Raw genomic sequence first — 1,092 nt, 5'->3', positions numbered from 1 at the left:
ATGTAGAAGAGCGTTTTCCCTCCGTTCCTGCCCTACCCCACTTTCCATGCCGTTTTCAACCCTTACTTGGAGAGGGGAGAAAGATCCAGAAGACCATGGCCGTACTCTCGTCGTGGCCCAAGGGGTTGATTCAGCTGTACCAAATACCTCTGCGCCCTCACGCTGTTCATACCGGGATTACGGGCAAGTACAAGAGCGGCTCCCCCGCTTACATGTGCGGCTGACATGGATGTACCACTCTCCACTTTATATGCTCCTCCTTTCCAGGTACTTCGGATGTCTACGCCAGGTGCCATGATATCAATGCGGCCTCCCTTGCTGGAGAAGGATGCCCGCTTCATATCATGGTCAACAGCTCCGACCGAGAGGACCCAGGGAAAACGAGCGGGGTAGTCGATCGTGCCGCCACGTTCCCCATCGTTTCCTGCGGAACCGACGAGGATGATGCCCTTTTGATGGGCCTTCCGTGTCGCGTGTTCTAAGGCGGCATTGTGCTTGCTATCTCCAAAGCTCATATTCAGCACCTGTATGTTATTATCAATCGCCCATTCCATTCCCTTAATGATATCGCTGACTCTCCCGTTGCCGTCCCGGTCCAAGGCTTTAATTCCGTATAAATGCACACCCGGGGAAACGCCGTATAAGCCGCCCGATCTTCCGGTAGCGGCGATAATACCGGATACATGGGTCCCATGTCCGTTATCGTCATTGAAGTTTTGGTTTCCTGAAAGGATATTGTATCCTCCTGCGACACGGCCCCCGCAGGGCTGGGTGGGAGGAGGCAATCCCGGTGTCCAATACCCCTACCCGGATGCCCTCCCCCGTGCTTTTGGGCCAAACGGCCGGCGCTGAATGGCCTGAATATTCCAGGATACACGGGAAACAGGCTGATCATGGACAGCAGGAATGGCCCGATGAACCCGGATCCGGATGTCCTCCTCAACACGGGAAAAGGCCGGGTGGTTATGGAAGAGTTTAATATTTTCCACCGTAGCGACAATGAAAGGAAAATGCTTATGGCAATATAAAATCTGAACCCCTTTATGCTTCATGCACATTTCACGAGCCTGCTTCATGTCCGTTTTCACATGG

At 53.5% G+C, this 1,092-nt stretch carries 2 protein-coding genes; both read right to left on the bottom strand.

Annotation, left to right across the window (positions count from 1 at the left end; translation table 11 throughout):
• Positions 1 to 62: 62 nt before the first annotated feature.
• Entirely contained in the window at positions 63 to 785 is a 723-nt protein-coding gene (locus MBEAL2_RS28565) for a S8 family peptidase (RefSeq protein WP_052948089.1), read from the bottom strand.
• 18 nt (positions 786 to 803) lie between these two features.
• Positions 804 to 1,092: hypothetical protein (locus MBEAL2_RS32165; RefSeq protein WP_047155558.1), on the bottom strand; the 289-nt coding region annotated here is incomplete at its 5' end.

It is taken from the genome of Aneurinibacillus tyrosinisolvens (assembly GCF_001015055.1).
Lineage (GTDB): Bacteria > Bacillota > Bacilli > Aneurinibacillales > Aneurinibacillaceae > Aneurinibacillus_A > Aneurinibacillus_A tyrosinisolvens.
Note: the sequence above shows the minus strand (reverse complement) of the source record. Positions and strands in the feature narration are given on the sequence as shown.